Raw genomic sequence first — 19,155 nt, forward strand, 5'->3', positions numbered from 1 at the left:
GCCGATTCAAATTATTTACAAACGACACCTGCACGTTTGGCAGATTCAACAGTATTATGAAGAAGCATTGTGATTGTCATTGGACCAACACCCTTTGGTACAGGTGTAATGTAACCCGCAACATCTAACACGTTGTCAAAGTCAACATCACCACAAAGTTTTCCTGTTTCTAAACGGTTAACACCAACATCAATTACAACCGCTCCTTCTTTCATATAATCAGCTGTTATCATTTTAGGTCGTCCAACAGCTACGATTAAAATATCAGCTAACTTCGATAACTCTTTCATATTTTGCGTCTTAGAATGACAATATGTGACAGTTGCATTTTCATTTAAAAACAATTGCCCCACTGGTTTACCGACAATATTACTTCTTCCAATTACTACTACATGTTTCCCAGAAATATCAAGATTTGTTTCTTTTACTAATTCTACAATACCATGCGGTGTACATGGAAGGAATGTATCTTGTCCCGTCATCATGCGTCCCACGCTGATTGGGTGAAATCCGTCTACATCCTTTTCTGGTGAAATTCTTTCAATGATAGCTTTTTCTTCAATATGTTTTGGTAAAGGTAATTGCACTAATATACCATTAATACGGTCATCGCCATTTAAGCGATCGATTTCAGCAAGCAAACGTTCCTCAGTAATTGTTTCAGGAAGTTCAATTAGCTCTGAGTAAATTCCTACTTGTTCACAGCCTTTTTCTTTTCCTTTCACATAAGAACGAGATGCTGGATCTTCTCCAACTAAAATAACTGCTAATCCTGGTACAATACCTTGCTCTTTCAACTTCACAACTTCTTCTGTTAATTGTGCTCGTTTTTTCTCCGCAACTTCATTTCCTTTGATGATTACTGCTACCATTTTAAGATTCCCCCTTAAAGAATTTACAGTGTATCTTTTATATTAGATAAAACGCCGTTAATAAAACGACGAGATTCCTCATCCCCAAATGTTTTTGCAATTTCAATTGCTTCGTTAATTGTTACGTTATGTGGAATTTCTTCCATGTACTTCATTTCATACACAGCTACACGTAAAATACTGCGATCAACAATACTAATACGCTCAAGCTTCCACTTTTTTAAGTTTTGACGAATCGCTTCATCGATTGCTTCTTTATTTTCTACAAAACCTACTACAAGTGACTCTAGAAACTCATTTGTTTCTTCGCCTTCATCTAGCGTGTTTTCCACTGCTACTTTCGGTTCTAATTCACCTGTAATATCCATTTGGTATAATGCTTGCATTGCTCTTTCTCTAGCCGTCCTACGTTTCATTGTAACTCTCCTTTATGCTTCAAGTCTTTCCTTATACTTTGTTATATTATTATAATTTATAAGCCGTCAATTCACTTACTCTTACAGTTTTCATTGATTTTCCAACCTTATAATACAATGATAATAACACAATTTATCGTTTCACACACGGGTTACAAGGCTGAAAAATAATAAAAAGATTAACTTCAAGTTCCATATCTTATCACAATGTACGTTTTTTGGAAAAACGACACATTTTCTTGTTTATTTCTTATTTTTTGAAATAGTATAATAATTAGAGGGTTGTAATTTGTGAAGAAATGAAACGATAAAAAAGATGCCTATGTTACTAGGCACCTTTTCATTCTTACACTGGTTCGATTTCTGTTTTTTGTGTTTCGAATGTTACGCCAACGATGTGAACATTCACTTCTTTTGGCTCAAGTCCTGTCATTGTAAAGAGTGCTTGGCGAATATTGTCTTGAATCTTTTGTGCAACAACTGGAATTGCTACACCAAAATACATTACAACATAAAGGTCAACGATAATATCTTCGTTTGCTAATTCAACCTTTACACCTTTACCATGATTTTTCTTACCTAACTTCTCAACAACATCTGTAGCAAAATTACCGCGCATTGCCGCTACACCTTCTACTTCAGCAGCTGCAATACCTGCAATTACTTCAATTACTTCTGGTGCAATTTCTACTTTACCAAGAGTTGTATCTTGACCCATATCTAACATATGTTCAGCCATGAAAAAAACCTCCTTTAATGTATCACTGCGTCACAAGTTCATGCTCTTCCAAAAACTTCGTATTAAACTCACCTTTTACAAAATCAGGATGATCTAACAATTGCAAATGGAACGGGATTGTTGTATGTACGCCTTCAATGACAAATTCACTAAGTGCGCGCTTCATTTTTGCAATTGCCTCTTCACGTGTTTTTCCGTGAACAATTAATTTAGCAACCATCGAATCATAGAAAGGTGGGATTGAATATCCCGGATATACAGCTGAATCGACGCGAATACCAAATCCTCCTGGTGGTAAGTACATTTCTACTTTACCTGGAGATGGCATAAATTTTTTGGCAGGGTTTTCCGCATTAATTCGACATTCAATTGCCCAACCATTAAATTGTACTTCTTCTTGCTGTAACGATAACTTTTCTCCTGAAGCAACAAGAATTTGCTCTTTAATTAAGTCCATTCCCGTTACCATTTCAGTAACCGGATGCTCAACCTGAATTCTCGTATTCATCTCCATGAAATAAAAGGTTTTCGTTTTATATTCATAAATAAACTCAACCGTACCAGCACCTGTATAATCAACCGCTACCGCCGCTTTAACTGCCGCTTCACCCATCTGCTTGCGAATATCTTCATCAAGTGCAGGTGATGGACTTTCTTCTAATAGTTTTTGCAAACGGCGCTGAATTGTACAATCACGCTCTCCTAAATGAATGGCATTTCCGTGTGTATCTGCCATTATTTGAATCTCAACATGGCGGAAATCTTCAACGTACTTTTCTAAGTATACACCAGGGTTCCCAAAAGCGGTACTAGCTTCTTGCTGTGTAATTTGAATTCCTTTTATAAGCTCTTCTTCATGGCGTGCAACACGAATACCTTTTCCGCCGCCACCTGCAGTCGCTTTAATAATAACTGGATATCCAATTTGATTAGCAAGCTCGATCGCTTCTTCGGTATTTTTAATAATCCCTTGTGAACCTGGTACAATCGGAACCCCTGCTTCTTTCATTGTATCACGAGCAACGTCTTTTGTGCCCATCTTTGAAATAGCTTCTGGACTTGGACCGATAAAAATCAAGTTACATTCACGGCATAACTCTGCGAAATCTGCATTCTCTGCTAAAAATCCGTATCCCGGATGAATAGCATCGCAGCCTGTTAACTTCGCAACGCTAATAATGTTTGTCAAATTTAAATAGCTTTCTTTCGAAATCGTTGGTCCTACACAATACGCCTCGTCTGCAATCTGTACGTGAAGTGACTCTTTATCTGCTTCTGAATAAATTGCAACTGTTTCAATATCCATTTCTTTACAAGCACGAATAATTCGTACAGCAATTTCCCCACGATTGGCTATTAATACTTTTTTTATCATCACAAAGACTCCCTTATTACGCTTTTACAAGAAATAGCGGTTGTCCATACTCAACAAGCTGTCCGTTATTAACAAGAATTTCAACAATTTCGCCCTCTACATCAGCATCAATTTCGTTAAATAACTTCATAGCCTCGACAATACATACGATAGAATCTTTCGATACTCTATCCCCAACACTTACATATGGAGGTGTATCAGGCGAAGAAGAAGAATAGAATGTACCTACCATCGGTGATGTGATTTTATGTAGGTTTTCATTTTGAACAGCCTTCTTCTCTTCTTGTTTTGGTGCTTCTGCTTGCGCTGCTGCTACTTTCGTTTCAACTTCAACAGGCGCTACTGGTTGCATAGCTTGTTTTGCTGCAGGTGCTTGCACAGCAACAACTTCATTACCACGCTTTTTCATTTTGATTGTTGTACCGTCTTTTTTGTATTCAAATTCATCAATATTAGAGCTATCAATTAATTTAATTAATTCGCGAACTTCTTGAATTTTAAACATGTAAAATCCACTCCCATACTCTTGTTTGTCCCGTTTTTACAGATTCTCGTCACGAAAACTAGATTGACTGTAAAAATACGATGTATTCTATTAGAAAATATATTTCATTAACTAATAGAAATATTTACTATTTCCATCTTACGATAAATTTTTTAAACATTCCAATTTATATTTCTTTATAATAAATCGAAACTCCTGTAAAAATATTATTCCAACAAAAATTTAATACCTAGTAATAATACCAAGTTTCACATGAAATTGGCAAGACCACTTCTTAAAAAACATTCACTACTTTTTCAAAACGTTACACAGCAAACATGCCATTCCCTCTCCACTCTTCACCACATCTATAGTCAATAATATATTTTTACCAAATATTATTTTTTTGTTTACACTCCGTTCATCATTCCTTCATATAAGAATAGTATGTTCAAGGTGTAGAAAATATATTGTGTCGAGGTGTGGAAATATGATATGGCTCATTCTCTTTTTACCTGCCGTAATCGTTTGGGCATGCGTTCTTTTCATCCACGTCAAATCCGGAAAAAGTAATCATCAGTACCATGAACCATTAATCTTTTACTCACAACGTGTTTCTCCATTCCGAGTTGAACATAATAAAAATAAATACAAAGACGAAATAGAAAAAAGCTATCGAAAATGATAGCTTTTTTCTATTCACACGCTTACTTACATACTCTATTTTACTATTTGCATACCTTTTGCTTAGTAAAAGATAATAATCCGCAGGGAAATCCCTACGGATTAAAGTTTCACTTATTTCGCTGGTGGATCAAATTTCACACCTACATCTTTTGATCCACCTTCACTTCTTACAAGTTGAATAATTTTATTTGCTTCTTTCTGTGAATGTTTTGCCGCTTTAACCGTTACTCTAATATCAGTACCATCAGCTCTTACAAGAGCATCTGGATATCCTCCTTGAGATTTAATTACTGTCTCAAGTAATTCTTGCTTCGTTTCCATTGTAGTGATTGCATCAAAGTTATCTTTCGCTTTACTCTTTTCTGTCGCTGAAGATTTCGAAGAATTCATCACTTCTTGTAATTTTGCTTTCTCTTCACTACGCTGATCTTCCATTTGCATACGTAAAGCTGTGAAATTCTCATCACTTGATTGAACTGATACATTACCCTCTTTTTTACTTGTTTCTTTTTTTGCATTTTCTTTTTTGTCTGTTTCTTTATTTGTTGTTTCCTTGCTTGTATTTTCTTTTTTCGGAGTTTCTTTAGGCGCTTCGTTTGTTACCGCTTTATCAGTACCTTGTTTTTCTTGTCCAATCTTTTCACCTGTTGCTGGCGATGCTGTATTCATTTTGTCAGGAGTTGTCACGTAATACACAGATAGTACAACAACTAAACTTAACATCGTTAATAGCCAAACTGTTTGTTTTTTTAACACTTTATTTCCTCCCTATCAATTTTTCGGTGAAACTGAAACGCGATGGGCCGGTACATCTAGCAGCCTTATCACAGCTTCTTTTACCATTGCTTTAACTTGTATATTATCCACTCCCTTTGCTACGACAAGAACACCACGTACTTTCGGCTTCTCTGTTCGTAAAACAACAGGAGTTTCTTTATCCCCTTCACGTATAATGACAGTCTTTTCATCAAGAGACTCGTCCTCTACTTCTCTCTTACCGCCTGTTTTATCTGTTTCACCTGTTGTTTGTGAGCGTTTCACTGTATTTTTTTCTAAAATTTTTTCTTCAGATGAATCTAAATTCACTTTAATCGTTACGTCTTTTACTCCTGCTATTTCTTCTAAAGCAGTTTTTAATTCTTGTTCATACGCTTTTTCATATTTTTCTACATTTGACATACTATCATTACTTTTTTGTCCGAAAGTTGGTACGTCTTTTTCTTGGTTTTGAGTTTTTTGTTCTTTAAATACAGGTACTTCTTCTTTTTTACTTGAAAAGAGACTACTAGAAAACATAAGCAAAATTCCAAGTATGAGTAGGACAAGTAAAAACTTAGGTGTTACCTTTTTACCCTTCTCGTTGCTTTCTTTTTGATCCCCATTCAATAAGTTTCGAAAAAATGAGAACTTCGAATTTTTATCTTTATTGTCCATTTACTCTACCTGTCCTCCCTTCCATTTGAACTTGGATTTGTTTACTCTCTAGTTGCCACCTGCTTGAAAAGAAATCTTTCATTTCTCCATTCGTTTCTTCCACTTTTTTTGGAGGCTCTTTCGTGTTAATTTCAATTGGCTTTACTGTTTCAATTGCATCATTTTTACTACGTTCTTTTTCTTTCAACGTCACAACAACAGATTGAATATCTTTCGCTGACTTTACTTCTTCTGTATTTTCTGCTGCGACTATTTGTATTTCGGAGACAGTCATACCATACTTTTTCTCAAACTCTTTTCCTACTTCTTTTTTCATTTTGGTAGCCATCTCTTCTAAACTATATGCACGTGTTAGAGCTTGTATTTCTTTTTTCTTCGAATCTATTGAATTTTTTACAGATCCTTCTGCTACGTACTTTTCTTCATTAAAATTTGCAATTACTTCATTTATATCTGTCTGCAATAGTTTAAAAAGAGGCGTTAAAATTAATACGACTAACAAAAGACTTACAACGAATTTAACGTATTTTTGCAAATTCGAATTTGGAAGAATAAGATGAAGCATTGTTGCTAAGAGCAAAAAAACGATAATATTTCTGATCCACTCTGTAACAAATTGCATACTCTTCACCTCCTATCGCATCATAAGTGTAATATTCCCCGCAGCAATAATAATTGTAATACTTAAAAAGAACATAAATGATACGATAGCTAAGCAAGCAAATACGTAAATGATGCTTCGTCCAATAATGTCTAAACATTGAATAATTGCTCCGCCGCCAACCGGTTGCAATACTGCTGCTGCAAATTTATAAATAAATGCAATACAGAAAATTTGAATCGCAGGAAAAGCAACAATTAAGCATAAAATGACGAGCCCAATAATTCCGACTGTGTTTTTCAATAATCCTGATGCGCTAATAACAGTATCTGCTGCTTCGGTAAACATCCTTCCAACTACTGGAATGAAGTTTCCTGTTACAAATTTAGCAGTTTTCACAGCTATTCCATCAGCAACGGCTGTCGCTGTTCCTTGTACAGATAATACTCCTAAAAAAATCGTTAAGAAGATACCGATAATCCCAACGCTAACGTTTTGCAGAAGCTTGGACAATTTCGTAACTTTATATTGATCACTCATTGTACTTACAATACTTAATATCGTTGCCAGTAATAAAAGCGGTAGAACGATATAATTCATAAGAAGCCCGCTTGTATTCATTAAGAAAATGATAATCGGATGAAAGAAAGATACAGATACAACCCCGCCACCAGTCGCTATAAGCGCCAATAAAATTGGCAATAGCGCTAATATGAAATCTACCATTGTTTGTATCGTTTCTCTTGCATATGTCATAACGACATAAAAACTATTCAAAGCAAAAATAATAAGTACCATATATACAACAGCATCAGCAATTTTACTTACACTACTTTTTGAAAAAGCAGATTGTAGTGATTGCAACAATGCACTAAAGATTGTGAGCATAATGAGTGTGCCAAGCAGTTTTCCATTAGCTGCAAGCTCATGAAATAAATATTTTAATAACCCTATCATCCACTCTTTTAGAGAGAATTCTTTTTCTCCCTTTACAAACTCCATAAAACTCCCTTTTTGACTCTCTGGCAAATAGCCTCCATATTTTGTAACAAGCCCGTCCCAAAATTGCTTCACATCTTCAATTCCGAGCTTATCCAATTGTTGATCAACGACGTTTGTTTCTACAGGAGAAGCTTGTACAACAACCGGTAAAGAAAAGAAAAGGAAGCAAGCAAATAGCAGCTTAGCTCCAAACCTCCTCAACATTCACTCCCCCTTATCCTGTCGGTAAAAATCCGAGAATAGTTTCAATTACAACCGTCAAAATAGGAATTGCCATAACGAGAATTAAGATTTTCCCAGCAAGTTCAATTTTCGAAGCGATGGCACCTTGACCAGCATCTTTTGTGATTTGAGCTCCAAACTCAGCAATATAAGCAATTCCAATAATCTTTAGTAACGTTTCCACGTAGACATTACTAACTTTCGCTTCACTCGCTACTCTCTCAATCATTTGTAAAATAGAATGAATTTGATCGATTAAAATAAGAAACATCACACTGCCTACGAACACAATAAATAAAGATGTAATACTAGATTTATGCTGGTTCAAAACAGCAGCTAAAAACGTAGCAACGAGGCCTAATCCGACAATTTGTATAATTTCGATTCGAACCGCCTCCTTTACTGGAAGAAAAAGACACTTTTAATCTTGTCGAATAGCGTATTAATTAAAAATGCAACATGAAATAAAATGACGACAAAACCGACAAGGATAACCCAATTTGCAATATCCTCACGCTTCAATTCTTTTAGTACAGTATGAATGAAAGCTAAAACAATGCCGATTCCGGCGATTTGAAATATTAATCCAACATCAATGGACATCGCCTTTCTCCCCCCTATAGCAGTAAAATTACAATTAGTAGTCCTGCTAGTACCCCTAAGCTCTTGATCATTTTTTCGTATTGCAGTTGTAAAGCTTTTGCTTCCTCTTCTTCTCTCTCCAAATGTGTAATACATAAGCGAATATGTTTTTGTTGTGATTCACGATCATGTTGCCCGAGAGTTTCACCAAATTGCTGCAGTATTTCATACTCGGTTTGTTGAAAAGCCGTCAACTTCCAATTCTCTTTCAAACTATCTATCCAAGCTTCCCTTACTGTTTGTTCTCCACTTTCTAGTTTTTTAGCGAAACTTTGAAATATCCAATTTAATGGCTTTGGCATTTGTTTAACTAATCGCTCGGCAGCCTCAGATAAAGGTGTGTGTCCATACATAATTTCTGCCTCTAATGATTGAAGTGCTGATTTTAATAACCTAAGTTGCCTAGGCCTCTCACTGTATCTTTTAGCGTACGAAAACCCGAAAAAGGTGCTGACCGCAACGATTAACACTGCACCAAATATTTTCACCATACGCCCTCAGCCTTTCTATTTGATAACACTGGTTTTCCATATTTATCTTTCACCTGCATAACCGTTCCTGGACCCCTCGCTTTTGACAACTCCACAAACCTATCAAATATACCAAGCTCTAGCACTGCCTTGAGCGATGGACGTCTCACAACATCCTCATAGGAAAATCCGTGTGCACTTATAAAAAGCTGAACACCTGCATGCACTGCCTCCATAATTGCTTCACTATCTTCTTTACGGCCAATTTCATCTACGATCAAAATATCAGGACTCATAGAACGAATCATCATCATCATTCCTTCTGCCTTTGGACATGCGTCTAACACATCGACTCGGGTACCAAAATCGTATTGCGGGATCCCTTTCACACAGCCAGCAATTTCTGACCGTTCATCAACAATCCCCACTTTACAGGAAGGAATTTCCGAAGCACTTACCCCTTGACTCATGCAACGTGCTACATCTCTTAAAAGTGTCGTTTTTCCTGTTTGGGGAGGGCCAATTACCATCGTGTTTAACCACCTTTTTTCATACAAATATGGCAAAAGCGGTTCAGCAATCCCTATTTTTTGACGAGCAATACGAATATTAAAGGAAGAGACATCACGAATCATTTTCACTGCGCTTTTTTCTGTAATGACTTTTCCTGCTAACCCGATTCTATGCCCCCCGCGAAGCGTCACATACCCACGTTTTAATTCCTCTTCCATCGTATAAATTGAGAATTGACTTAACTTATTCAATAAGTAAATAGCATCCTCTGCAGTAGTAATATAGTCATAAAAAAACACCTTTCCGTGTGCAATACACTCTAGCGGCCTTCCAATTCGAACACGAATTTCCTCTAAAGCATCGTATTGCTTACACTCTTCAATTAAGTACTTCATCGTTTTTGGTAAAACTTCTAATACCTCTTTCATCGGCTTCTCCCCACTATACTCGACTTACTATTTCAGTAATGCGATAAAAATACAGCAAATTCCAAGCGCTAGAAAAAAGAGCTTCAAGAAAGAAATTTCACTTGCTACACTCGCTATCCCAATTGTCATTGTTAAAATTAATACGGTAGGTCCAACAAACGCCAACATACCATTTATAAACAACGCTTTCTTCGCATCATTCACATAAAGCATAAGCAAAGCAGCAAATATCTCCGCACTACCTGAAAATAATCGAAGTGCTCCCATAACAAGCACAGATGTTTCCATTGCCGCTAGCCACTGTTTCATTCTTCCACCTTCTCCCGTAACAGTTACTAACTTCGTATTCTAAAAAAGAATATATTTGTACAACCATATGCAGAGGTTGTCTATTTCAGAAGTAAAAACATAATTTTTCTCTAAAGTCTGAATTACAATCTGAATATTCATATTATTTTATGGTATATTAATGGTACATTTAGTTTAAAAGGGGTATAAACCATGCAGCACGTCACTTTATTACCACTAGATTTATGCTATACAAATGTGATTTTCGAGCTATCAAATGATCTACATATAAAAAATGCATTGGGGATAACGGTAGAAAACATCGAAGATACGAAAGCATTTCTTCTTTTTGCAATAGAAGAAGAACGTCAAAAGAAATCCTTATCGAGAATGATTGTGAATGAAGAGGAGGAAATAATTGGCCTCACCACACTTAAACATATTAATAATGAGAAGAAGCAATCTCACATTGGTAGTTGGCTTGGCTATCCGTACTGGGGAAAAGGCTATAACGAGGCTGCTAAAAAAGAAATCTTTAAAATAGCCTTTTTAGACTTACAACTCTCCTACGTATTTGCTGGTGCTAAAACGAATAATATCCGCTCATTAAAAGCACAAGAAAAACTACCTTATATTTCATTGCATGTGGAAAACAAGTTTCCAGACGAACACGCTGCACTAGAGAAAGAAGTAAAGTCACCTTGCTCTCTGCATGTCGTGTCACGTGAAAATTTTTTAAACTGGTTGAAATTACAGAATGAGGAGGAAAAATATGAAGGCATTGAAAGTTAGTTTAACCGTTGTAGTAGAATTAGCTCTTATTTATCTTTTTTCATTATTGGTCGGTTGGTCATTTATAGAGACCTTTTTCCTTGGTAGTTTAGCAATATTTGCAATTATGTGGTTAATTATTATGAGTAACCATAGAAATAACATTACAGATCACGCAATAAGTAAAACATTAACTGGCGTTGAGACTGGCGAAATAAAACCATTTCAAATTGTTTTGACTCCATCTATTATGGGTACTCTTTCACTTGTTTTAGTCAGTTTTATAATAACAGCTATTTACTATCTACCCTATTTCCTATAAAAAAGCACTCGTGAATTATCACGAGTGCTTTTCTACTATGCACGAGAAACGTATTTACCTTCACCAGTGTTGATGATAAGCATTTCGCCTTCGTTAATGAAGATTGGTACTTGTACAACAAGACCAGTTTCTAATGTAGCTGGTTTTGTTACGTTAGAAGCAGTATCACCTTTAATACCAGGCTCTGTTTCTGTAACTTGTAATTCAACTGTGTTTGGAAGTTCAACACCAAGTACTTCGCCTTGGTAAGTCATGATTGCTACTTCCATGTTTTCTTTTAGGAATTTAAGCTCGCGCTCGATTTGGTTTTCACCAAGTTCGATTTGCTCATAAGTTCCGTTATCCATAAATACGTGAGCCTCACCGCTTGCGTATAAGTATTGCATACGACGGTTTTCGATGTGTGCTTTTTCTACTTTCTCACCTGCACGGAATGTTTTCTCTTGAACAGAACCTGTGCGAAGGTTACGTAGTTTAGAACGAACGAATGCAGCACCTTTACCTGGCTTTACATGTTGGAAATCAAGTACTTGCCAAAGGCCATTATCCACTGCAATTGTTAAACCTGTACGAAAATCGTTTACTGAAATCATGTAAAAAAATCCTCCTGTATGTTACAAAATAATAAGTTCTTTTGGTGATTTCGTAATTACTTCATTACCTTCACTTGTTACAATGATATCATCTTCAATACGTACGCCGCCAATACCTGGAATATAAATACCTGGTTCTACTGTTACAGCCATACCTGGTTCAAGAACTGTATCAGAACGGAACGCTAAACCTGGTGCTTCATGGATTTCAAGACCGATTCCATGGCCAGTAGAGTGTCCGAAGTATTCACCGTATCCTTTTTCCGTTATGTAATCGCGCGTTAACGCATCCGCTTCACGGCCTGTTAAACCAGCTTTAATACCGTTCACACCACGTAGTTGTGCTTCTAAAACGATATTATAAATTTCTTTCAATTTATCAGATGGTTCACCAACTGCAATCGTACGAGTAATATCAGAACAATATCCTTTATAATAAGCGCCGAAGTCTAATGTAACGAAATCTCCTGTTTCTATCACTTTTTCAGATGCCACGCCGTGCGGTAATGCCGAACGAAGACCTGAAGCAACGATAATATCAAACGAAGAAGATGTTGCTCCTTGTTTTCTCATGAAAAATTCAAGTTCATTTGACACTTCAATTTCAGATACTCCCGGGCGAATGAATGATAGAATATGCTCAAAGGCAGCATCTGCAATCTGTGCAGCTTCCTTTAATATCTTAATCTCTGAATCAGTCTTTATCAAGCGTAACTTTTCTACAAGGCCAGAAGTCGGGATAAATTCAGCATCAATCGCTTCCTTATGCACTGAATAAGAACTATATGTAAGAGTATCTTGCTCAAAACCAAGCTTTTGAATTCCAAGCTCTTTCACTTGCTTTGCCACTTCATCAATGATCAATCCTGCGTGCTGCACAATCTCATATCCAACCGCTTGTTTACTTGCCTGCTCGACATAACGGAAATCTGTAATAAATTGAGCACGATCTTTTGAAATAAGAACAACACCAGCTGTTCCTGTGAAGTTAGCCATATATCTACGACTATGTTCATTTGTTAACAAAATACCGTCAATACCAGTCTCATCAAATGCACTTCGTAATCTTTCGATTTTCTCCATTACTTTATGCCTCCCTCAATTTCTCCATTAATGCAAATAACGCTAACTTATAGCCATAAAAACCAAATCCAACAATTTGTCCCGCACAAACAGCTGCCGTCACAGATTCATGACGGAACGACTCACGCTGGTGAATGTTAGAAATATGTACTTCAATAACAGGAATCGAAATGCTCGCAATTGCATCTCGAATCGCATAGCTATAATGTGTAAATGCTCCAGGATTTAAAATGATCCCTTCATATATATCTTCCGCCTCATGAATACGATCGATAATCGCACCTTCATGATTCGATTGGAAACATTCTAACTCCACTCCCATTGTTTCTGCTTCTTGCTTCATATCAGCTTCAAGTGTCGCTAGCGTGCCCTTTCCATATACATTTACCTCACGAACACCAAGGCGATTTAGGTTAGGACCGTTTACGAGGAGTACCTTTTTCATATGCTTAAAACTCCTTATTATTAAATGTCTATACAACATTTTAACATAGGAGTTACTTATTTGAATAGTTTGTCTTCTCTTCCCCTTCTCGCTCGGCCTTATTGGTATTTACTGCGTAAGAAACAGAGTAGGCTATAAACACACCATACAATATAAAAATGCATATGGTCGTCACAATTGTTTCTTTCGGTAAATGGAGTGCACTTTTAATAGCAGGAGCCATTAAACCCATCCCCAAAAACAGTAGTGCCCACCAAAATAGCCCATAAATAATTCCCGCTATAATCCCTTCAAACTTCGCAAAAAATGCTTTATACAAAAAGGCAATCAAAATTGAAAGAAGTCCCATACACACTATTCCGGACACATTGCCCCATACACCCTCTTTCCAACTTCCAAACGCAAATGGTAAAAGGAAATAATTTGGTCCCGCCTCCGTGAATGAAAATATATGAAGGAAATACCATATTCCGCCCCAAAAGATTCCACCAAACAAACCAATCTGCACAAAATTCCTTGTTCCTAATTGTTCTTGACTCACATCAACACCTCCGCTCAATAGTATGCCCGAAACTATTTTGAAGCATGTTTAAATACTGCGAAATTTGTCTATAAAAAGAATAAGAAATGTCCGACTCTCATAACATTTTCACTTGTCATCTACTTGTATTTGCCGATAAAATAAAGGAAACTCGGTGATTGTCTTATTTCAAAACGACAGAACCCAGTATGACAATTGCCTCTTTTTCTACATAAGAGAGAAACAAATACAGGTTGGTGTTAACATGGCAGAAGAGTCAAAACAAATATATGGCGGGCAAGCGGTCATAGAAGGAGTTATGTTTGGCGGTAGAGAATATACTGTTACAGCGGTTCGTCGTAAAGATAAATCGATTGAATTTTATCGATTACCACGCGTTCGTAATAAAGTACTATCTACCCTAAAAAAAATTCCATTTTTACGAGGGATTGCCGCTATTGTGGATGCAAGTGCGAATGGAGCAAAGCATTTAAACTTCGCTTCAGAACGATTTGACGTCCACCCAGAAGATGATGAACAAATTGCAAATAAAAAAGAAGAACAATCAAAATTAACGATGGTATTAGGAGTTGCAGCTGTTGGCGTTTTATCTTTTATATTCGGTAAAGTCATTTTCACAGCAGTTCCTGCACTATTAGCTGAATTAACGAGACCGATTTTCCCATCTCATACTGGGCAAATCATTGTCGAAAGTGTCATTAAGCTCATGCTATTATTGAGCTATATATACTTTATTTCTTTAACCCCACTTATTAAGCGGGTATTTCAGTATCACGGTGCAGAGCATAAGGTAATCAATGCTTACGAGAATAACCTTCCTCTGACTGTAGAAAACGTTCAAAAGCAAACTCGTCTCCATTATAGATGCGGCAGTAGCTTTATTATATTTACAGTCATTATTGGAATGTTCGTTTATTTCCTAGTCCCTACAGACCCTCTTTGGGCACGAGTTATAAACCGAATTTTATTAATTCCAGTTGTACTTGGTATTTCTTTTGAAGTATTGCAATTTACAAATCGATTAAGAGATATTCCCGTATTACGCGTACTTGGATATCCTGGGTTATGGCTACAACTATTAACAACGAAAGAACCAACAGATGACCAAGTGGAAGTAGCAATTGCATCGTTTGAAGAATTATTACGTTTAGAGAACAAACAATAATTATTTAAAAATGGTGTTCAACTCCTTTCCTCATCGTTAATATACTAATTTTAATATACGTTTTTAGGAGGTGTCCCTTATGAACGGTCGTTCGTTTACTTTCGCTATATTTGTGCTTATTATCGGATTGGCAATATTCGGCCTTGTTTCATCTGTTATTACAAATCCCATGGGTGTATTAAGAAATATCGGGTACATGTTACTTGTTGTCGGTATCTTTTACTTGCTATACAAGATGTTTACAAATTCCAGTGGTTCTGCAAATTCGCAAAGCTCATATAAGCGTGCGGCAAAACAATCGAACCGCAAACATGGGAAACAAAATGTAGCACCCCTAGGCAATTCTTTCTTTAAGTCAAATACTTCTAATGACAAAATTAAAAAAGGGAATTCTTCCACTTTGAAACGAAAAAGAAAACAGTCTCATTTAACTGTCATTGAAGGCAAAAAAAGCAAAAAGAAAGACCGTGCTTCCTTTTAGGAAGTACGGTCTTTTTTTATACTTTGAAGCACTTCTTTTAAACTTTTCTCTTTCATACTTTCAATTCGAAGATGATGATTTTCAAATGGTAAATTCCGCGTCACATCATTGGGTACCACAATGCACGTTAATCCCGCTGCAACTGCTGCTCTCAATCCATTTAATGAATCTTCAAATACAACAGCTTCAGACGGCTTAATTCCTAATTCTTCTATTGCAACTCGATAAAGAGCTGGATCTGGTTTTACCTTCTCAACATCTTCTCTCGTTTTAATTACTTCAAAATATTCTCGAATTTGTAGCTCTTCTAAAAAATGAATAACCCATTCTCTAGACGAACTAGAAGCTAGTGCGATTTTTAATCCCATTTCTTTCGCTTCTTCTAAATATTCTTTTACCCCGTCACGAGCTTTTGGTATTTTCATTTTCTCTTTATGTAAAGTTGCCACTTTTTCTTTTAATGCACTTTTGTTAAAATTCTCTTTTAATTGATCATTTAAATATGCATAAAGTACCTCATCTGTTGTTCCAATGCATTTCACAAATTCCTCTAAAGGTAGTTCCCCGCCGTATTCACGAACAGCATCTCTGAAAGAGTGAAACCATATCGTTTCTGTGTCCACAATTAATCCATCAAAATCAAAAATAATTGCTTTCATAATTCTCCCATCCTTTTCGAATTGAAATAAAAAAGGAAACGCCATACGTTCCCCTTAATTACTTTTCTCTTCATTTGCTCTTTGAACACCGCGAAGTGTTTCCACTCGGACTGCATCTTGTTCAAAGTATTGCACTAAATCACCAATGCGATCAATCGCTTCCCAACTTAAATGATGTTCAATTCCTTCTACATCATTGTAAATTTTACCTTCATCCACACCGATAATACGCATAAATTGCTCTAGCAAATCATGACGATATACGAGACGTTCTCCGATTTTTTTACCTTTTGTTGTTAATACAAGCCCTCTATATTTTTCATAAATTAGATATTCATCTTTGTCTAATTTTTGCACCATTTTTGTTACAGAGGATGGATGTACACTAAGCGCTTCAGCAATATCAGATACGCGGGCATAACCCTTTTCATCAATCAACAAATAAATTTGTTCAATATAATCTTCCATACTAGGGGTAGGCATCGGTTTCCTCCATCCAAGTTCATTTTGCTTATTCCGTACGAAGCAATCAATAAAATGATACACCAGAAAGAATAACGTGACAAGGTGGAAACGAGCCTAAATATATAAAACAAAAAAGAATCTGTATTTGCATACAGACTCCCCTTAAGTAAAATATTGTATTTCGGCATTAGGGAAAAACTCATTTATATAACCTCTTATCGTTTCTTCCAATACTGTTGCATCATCCTTTTTATATACATATTTTCCGATGCCATATCGGCCCCATTTATACTTTCGCTTCTCTTCATCCATTTCAAGCTTCGTATTTGGATAACGCTCTTGAATAACCTTTTTCGCTGGTTTCGTAAAACGATGCTGAATTAATTCAAACGTTAAATTTGGTATCGTCATATCTTTGAGCGCATTGTACAGTCGCTCAAATAGTTCACGATATCCTTCTTCCCATCCTTCATGCATATAAAGTGGCGCGACTATAAAACCAAGTGGATAACCTGCACCTGCTACTTTACGCGCCGCCTCTATTCGCTCCTCAAACGGCGATGTCCCTGGTTCAAAATTTTTAATTACATATCGTGAATTTATACTAAACCTGAAACGAGTTTTCCCATTATGTTTTGCATCTAATAAATGATCAACGTGCGAATATTTCGTTACGAAACGTAAGCGCCCATGTTCACTTTCTCCAATGAATTCAATCGCCCGCTTTAATGCATGTGTTAAATGGTCAATCCCAACAATGTCTGATGTACACGCTGCTTCAAATCTTGTTATTTCAGGTGCCCTTTCATCCATATATTGCTTTGCCTTCTCAAATATTTCATCAAGATTGACATACACACGAACGTAAGGCTTACTCCCAAGTGTCGTTTGCAAATAGCAATAATGACAATGTCCCATACACCCTGTTGCGAGCGGAATTGCATATTCAGCTGACGGTTTTGACGTATCAAACTTTAGCGTCTTCCTTACTCCAACAACAAGTGTAGCCTTTGCATTACGATACTTTTGCAAATCATTTTCTCCTGGCAAATTTCTAATTTGATTATGTGATGTCGTTTCACGAATTTCTAATCCCATCTTCGTAAACTTCTCATAAAGCTCTTTTCCAAGTGGATATTCAAGTGCCTTCGGTTCAAAGTAAACGAGTTTTGGCATAAATGGTTTCATACGCTTCCCTCCTCTTGTTAGTATGAGGAACGCGGAAAAATTAAAACACATTAAAGTTTTCCACTTCAGTAACTCGCATTGCAAGTTACTGGATGTTATAATTTGGATAACAGCTACCTTGCAACGCAAGTTACCTGAGTAAAAGGTGGTGAAATCATGCACAGCCAAATGTTAAAAGGTGTACTAGAAGGTTGCATCCTATACATCATTTCACAAGAAGAAGTGTACGGATATGAACTGAGCACAAAATTAAATAAACATGGCTTTACATTCGTAAGCGAAGGAAGCATCTACCCTTTATTATTACGTATGCAAAAAGAAAAATTGATCGAAGGAACATTAAAAGCTTCCTCACTCGGTCCAAAGCGAAAATATTATCACGTAACCGATAAAGGGTTAGAACAACTTGAAGAATTTAAACAAAGTTGGGGAATGGTTTCTACTACGGTAAATAACTTATTACAGGGGGAGTGATAGGGATGAATGCACAAGACATGATTGAATTGAATAATAAAAAACGTGAGTTTCTAACTTCCGAAAACGAAGCTGCTTATGGCGATATGTTAGTATATCTTCGAATATCAAACGTACCTGAGCAACAAATGGAGGAACTGTTACTAGAAATATTAGATCACCTCATCGAAGCACAAACAGAAAATAAAAGCGCTTATGACATTTTCGGTAGTGATTTACAATCTTATTGCGATGAACTTATATCAGCTTTACCAGCCCAAACAAAATTAGAAAAAACTTCTTTAATCGGTTTTGTTGTTAGCTTACTTCTTGCTATACAGTTTGGCATAAATGCAATTATTTCATTTTTTATGTTTCTCTTTGAAAAAAACAATACATTATCAAGTCCGCCTTTTAGCATCCTTGGAACTACTTTGTCTGTTTCAATAATTATACTAGGTATACTATTTATTTTATATTTATTAAAGCGTTACTCATTTAATCAGAAAATGAATTGGAAAAGAAGAATTCTATTTGGATTCGCATTTGCTACTCCATTTTGTTCCGCTGTATTCTTAAATATTTATTTCCAAAAGCAACCTTATCTCATTTATCATCTAAACTTTTGGCAAAATGTTTTAATTGCTATCTTATTTTTTATTTTATATAAATTACTATATAAAAAATCAAATTTTTAACAGCCCTTCAAAAGGCTGTTTTTTCTTCTGTCTAATTTTACAAATTGAAAAATTTCATAAAGAAAATAAGAAAAATGCAAAATAATTAAAGTTAATTGTTGACGTGATGCTTTTATTA

At 36.1% G+C, this 19,155-nt stretch carries 28 protein-coding genes; 7 read left to right on the top strand and 21 right to left on the bottom strand.

Translation table 11 applies throughout. The annotated features are described in order from the left end of the window. Positions 1 to 11 precede the first annotated feature (11 nt). The 5 genes from folD to accB form a co-directional block, all read right to left on the bottom strand. Complete coding sequence (folD, locus tag BAQ53_RS19720; RefSeq protein ID WP_000226734.1) at positions 12 to 872, bottom strand: bifunctional methylenetetrahydrofolate dehydrogenase/methenyltetrahydrofolate cyclohydrolase FolD; 861 nt, start codon at positions 870 to 872, stop codon at positions 12 to 14. A 23-nt stretch (positions 873 to 895) separates the two neighbouring features. Further along, positions 896 to 1,288 carry a N utilization substance protein NusB gene (gene nusB / locus BAQ53_RS19725; protein ID WP_000830247.1) on the bottom strand — a complete coding sequence of 131 codons (393 nt, stop codon included), beginning with the start codon at positions 1,286 to 1,288 and terminating at the stop codon, positions 896 to 898. Positions 1,289 to 1,634: 346 nt separating this feature from the next. Further along, positions 1,635 to 2,027, bottom strand: coding sequence for an Asp23/Gls24 family envelope stress response protein (locus BAQ53_RS19730; RefSeq protein WP_000807630.1), 393 nt, complete (start codon positions 2,025 to 2,027; stop codon positions 1,635 to 1,637). A gap of 22 nt (positions 2,028 to 2,049) precedes the next feature. Next, positions 2,050 to 3,402: an acetyl-CoA carboxylase biotin carboxylase subunit gene (gene accC, locus BAQ53_RS19735; RefSeq protein ID WP_000592870.1), complete on the bottom strand. Its 1,353-nt coding sequence runs from the start codon at positions 3,400 to 3,402 to the stop codon at positions 2,050 to 2,052. A gap of 16 nt (positions 3,403 to 3,418) precedes the next feature. Further along, on the bottom strand, positions 3,419 to 3,907 hold the full coding sequence (accB, locus tag BAQ53_RS19740) for an acetyl-CoA carboxylase biotin carboxyl carrier protein (protein ID WP_000472859.1): 489 nt from the start codon (positions 3,905 to 3,907) through the stop codon (positions 3,419 to 3,421). 469 nt (positions 3,908 to 4,376) lie between these two features. Here accB and BAQ53_RS19745 point away from each other — a divergent pair, with 469 nt between their 5' ends. Then, a complete protein-coding gene (locus BAQ53_RS19745; RefSeq protein ID WP_000638001.1) occupies positions 4,377 to 4,571 on the top strand; it encodes a hypothetical protein in 195 nt (64 codons plus the stop codon). 113 nt (positions 4,572 to 4,684) lie between these two features. On the opposite strand, the gene BAQ53_RS19750 is transcribed toward BAQ53_RS19745, so the two are convergent. From BAQ53_RS19750 to BAQ53_RS19790, 9 genes are read right to left on the bottom strand one after another with little or no spacing between them, the layout of a single operon-like run. Continuing rightward, positions 4,685 to 5,329: a SpoIIIAH-like family protein gene (locus tag BAQ53_RS19750; RefSeq protein WP_000914709.1), complete on the bottom strand. Its 645-nt coding sequence runs from the start codon at positions 5,327 to 5,329 to the stop codon at positions 4,685 to 4,687. Between the two features lie 15 nt (positions 5,330 to 5,344). Continuing rightward, entirely contained in the window at positions 5,345 to 6,007 is a 663-nt protein-coding gene (spoIIIAG, locus tag BAQ53_RS19755) for a stage III sporulation protein AG (RefSeq protein WP_000368890.1), read from the bottom strand. Beyond that, on the bottom strand, positions 5,997 to 6,629 hold the full coding sequence (gene spoIIIAF, locus BAQ53_RS19760) for a stage III sporulation protein AF (RefSeq protein ID WP_001161027.1): 633 nt from the start codon (positions 6,627 to 6,629) through the stop codon (positions 5,997 to 5,999). Before spoIIIAF ends, spoIIIAG begins: the two co-directional genes overlap by 11 nt. A gap of 12 nt (positions 6,630 to 6,641) precedes the next feature. After that, a complete protein-coding gene (gene spoIIIAE, locus BAQ53_RS19765; protein WP_000946110.1) occupies positions 6,642 to 7,814 on the bottom strand; it encodes a stage III sporulation protein AE in 1,173 nt (390 codons plus the stop codon). 10 nt (positions 7,815 to 7,824) lie between these two features. Further along, a complete protein-coding gene (spoIIIAD, locus tag BAQ53_RS19770; RefSeq protein WP_077393170.1) occupies positions 7,825 to 8,208 on the bottom strand; it encodes a stage III sporulation protein AD in 384 nt (127 codons plus the stop codon). Between the two features lie 23 nt (positions 8,209 to 8,231). After that, positions 8,232 to 8,435, bottom strand: coding sequence for a stage III sporulation protein AC (gene spoIIIAC / locus BAQ53_RS19775; RefSeq protein ID WP_208906184.1), 204 nt, complete (start codon positions 8,433 to 8,435; stop codon positions 8,232 to 8,234). A gap of 14 nt (positions 8,436 to 8,449) precedes the next feature. Continuing rightward, complete coding sequence (gene spoIIIAB / locus BAQ53_RS19780) at positions 8,450 to 8,965, bottom strand: stage III sporulation protein SpoIIIAB (RefSeq protein WP_000238702.1); 516 nt, start codon at positions 8,963 to 8,965, stop codon at positions 8,450 to 8,452. After that, positions 8,959 to 9,885, bottom strand: a complete 927-nt coding sequence (gene spoIIIAA, locus BAQ53_RS19785; RefSeq protein WP_000665905.1) for a stage III sporulation protein AA — start codon at positions 9,883 to 9,885, stop codon at positions 8,959 to 8,961. Before spoIIIAA ends, spoIIIAB begins: the two co-directional genes overlap by 7 nt. Positions 9,886 to 9,912: 27 nt before the next feature. Next, the gene (locus tag BAQ53_RS19790; protein WP_000816050.1) at positions 9,913 to 10,194 is read right to left on the bottom strand and encodes a YqhV family protein; all 282 of its coding nucleotides are present in this window, start codon (positions 10,192 to 10,194) and stop codon (positions 9,913 to 9,915) included. 192 nt (positions 10,195 to 10,386) lie between these two features. Between BAQ53_RS19790 and BAQ53_RS19795 the strand changes: the two genes are divergently transcribed. Further along, positions 10,387 to 10,965, top strand: a complete 579-nt coding sequence (locus BAQ53_RS19795) for a GNAT family N-acetyltransferase (RefSeq protein ID WP_208906185.1) — start codon at positions 10,387 to 10,389, stop codon at positions 10,963 to 10,965. Then, a complete protein-coding gene (locus BAQ53_RS19800; protein WP_000645695.1) occupies positions 10,946 to 11,266 on the top strand; it encodes a hypothetical protein in 321 nt (106 codons plus the stop codon). Before BAQ53_RS19795 ends, BAQ53_RS19800 begins: the two co-directional genes overlap by 20 nt. Positions 11,267 to 11,301: 35 nt before the next feature. Here BAQ53_RS19800 and efp read toward each other — a convergent pair whose 3' ends face one another. Genes efp through BAQ53_RS19820 form a run of 4 tightly spaced genes read right to left on the bottom strand, consistent with a single transcriptional unit; the run spans position 11,302 to position 13,928 of the window. Then, positions 11,302 to 11,859: an elongation factor P gene (gene efp / locus BAQ53_RS19805; protein ID WP_000626510.1), complete on the bottom strand. Its 558-nt coding sequence runs from the start codon at positions 11,857 to 11,859 to the stop codon at positions 11,302 to 11,304. 21 nt (positions 11,860 to 11,880) lie between these two features. Next, positions 11,881 to 12,942 carry a Xaa-Pro dipeptidase gene (pepQ, locus tag BAQ53_RS19810; RefSeq protein WP_208906186.1) on the bottom strand — a complete coding sequence of 354 codons (1,062 nt, stop codon included), beginning with the start codon at positions 12,940 to 12,942 and terminating at the stop codon, positions 11,881 to 11,883. A gap of 4 nt (positions 12,943 to 12,946) precedes the next feature. Continuing rightward, positions 12,947 to 13,387: a type II 3-dehydroquinate dehydratase gene (gene aroQ / locus BAQ53_RS19815; RefSeq protein WP_000757087.1), complete on the bottom strand. Its 441-nt coding sequence runs from the start codon at positions 13,385 to 13,387 to the stop codon at positions 12,947 to 12,949. 52 nt (positions 13,388 to 13,439) lie between these two features. Further along, positions 13,440 to 13,928 (bottom strand): YqhR family membrane protein, encoded by a 489-nt coding sequence (locus tag BAQ53_RS19820; protein ID WP_000076884.1) that lies wholly within the window; start codon positions 13,926 to 13,928, stop codon positions 13,440 to 13,442. A 244-nt stretch (positions 13,929 to 14,172) separates the two neighbouring features. Here BAQ53_RS19820 and BAQ53_RS19825 point away from each other — a divergent pair, with 244 nt between their 5' ends. Together BAQ53_RS19825 and BAQ53_RS19830 are read left to right on the top strand one after the other, a co-directional pair. Next, a complete protein-coding gene (locus BAQ53_RS19825; RefSeq protein ID WP_000807121.1) occupies positions 14,173 to 15,093 on the top strand; it encodes a DUF1385 domain-containing protein in 921 nt (306 codons plus the stop codon). Between the two features lie 79 nt (positions 15,094 to 15,172). After that, the gene (locus BAQ53_RS19830; RefSeq protein ID WP_001014460.1) at positions 15,173 to 15,574 is read left to right on the top strand and encodes an SA1362 family protein; all 402 of its coding nucleotides are present in this window, start codon (positions 15,173 to 15,175) and stop codon (positions 15,572 to 15,574) included. On the opposite strand, the gene BAQ53_RS19835 is transcribed toward BAQ53_RS19830, so the two are convergent. From BAQ53_RS19835 to splB, 3 genes are all read right to left on the bottom strand, one after another. Beyond that, entirely contained in the window at positions 15,571 to 16,233 is a 663-nt protein-coding gene (locus BAQ53_RS19835) for an HAD family hydrolase (protein WP_196478039.1), read from the bottom strand. The two genes, BAQ53_RS19830 and BAQ53_RS19835, sit on opposite strands and share 4 nt — an antisense overlap. Before the next feature lie 54 nt (positions 16,234 to 16,287). Next, positions 16,288 to 16,716, bottom strand: coding sequence for a transcriptional regulator MntR (gene mntR, locus BAQ53_RS19840; protein WP_001143082.1), 429 nt, complete (start codon positions 16,714 to 16,716; stop codon positions 16,288 to 16,290). A gap of 144 nt (positions 16,717 to 16,860) precedes the next feature. Next, positions 16,861 to 17,886 carry a spore photoproduct lyase gene (splB, locus tag BAQ53_RS19845; RefSeq protein ID WP_000802101.1) on the bottom strand — a complete coding sequence of 342 codons (1,026 nt, stop codon included), beginning with the start codon at positions 17,884 to 17,886 and terminating at the stop codon, positions 16,861 to 16,863. A 156-nt stretch (positions 17,887 to 18,042) separates the two neighbouring features. Between splB and BAQ53_RS19850 the strand changes: the two genes are divergently transcribed. Together BAQ53_RS19850 and BAQ53_RS19855 are read left to right on the top strand one after the other, a co-directional pair. Further along, positions 18,043 to 18,360, top strand: coding sequence for a PadR family transcriptional regulator (locus BAQ53_RS19850; RefSeq protein WP_000556083.1), 318 nt, complete (start codon positions 18,043 to 18,045; stop codon positions 18,358 to 18,360). 5 nt (positions 18,361 to 18,365) lie between these two features. Then, positions 18,366 to 19,037, top strand: a complete 672-nt coding sequence (locus BAQ53_RS19855) for a DUF1129 family protein (protein ID WP_208906187.1) — start codon at positions 18,366 to 18,368, stop codon at positions 19,035 to 19,037. The last annotated feature ends 118 nt before the right edge of the window (positions 19,038 to 19,155 follow it).

This window comes from Bacillus sp. B25(2016b) (assembly GCF_001679765.1).
In the GTDB taxonomy this organism is placed as follows: Bacteria; Bacillota; Bacilli; order Bacillales; family Bacillaceae_G; genus Bacillus_A; species Bacillus_A thuringiensis_K.